Source organism: Streptomyces megasporus (genome assembly GCF_000718985.1).
Classification (GTDB): Bacteria; Actinomycetota; Actinomycetes; order Streptomycetales; family Streptomycetaceae; genus Streptomyces; species Streptomyces megasporus.
In genome coordinates this window covers 1-331 of record NZ_JODL01000151.1, presented here as the reverse complement: position 1 = coordinate 331, position 331 = coordinate 1, and the positions used below count along the sequence as shown (strand labels likewise).

Here is a 331-nt window from a genome sequence, read left to right as displayed (position 1 = left end):
GGTCCACGGCGGCGGGGCGGATGAGCGTGCGGTTGGGCTGCAGGAGCGGCCATAGGTGGAAGACCCGGACGTGGTCGAGGCCGAGCGCGGCGATCTGGTCCAGGTCCTCGCGGGCATGCGCCGGGTCGAAGTCGTGCCAGGCGTGGAACCAGCCGCGGCGGGGCGTGTAGTTGACGCCGAAGCGGAGCTTGGGGATGGGATCCTCCTCGGGTCGAGCACCCAGATCCCTTGCTCTGGGTGAATGCATCAATCACCATAGTCGGCGATGGGTAATGAATTGAACCAGGAGCGTCAAGGCGGCTCGTCTCTGGTGGTCGGCCTCGACGCGGGC

General features: G+C 67.4%; 1 pseudogene. It reads right to left on the bottom strand.

Annotation, left to right across the window (positions count from 1 at the left end):
• Positions 1 to 247 (bottom strand): annotated as a pseudogene (locus IF47_RS29995) (glycosyl hydrolase); the annotation flags it as partial.
• Positions 248 to 331: the final 84 nt, after the last annotated feature.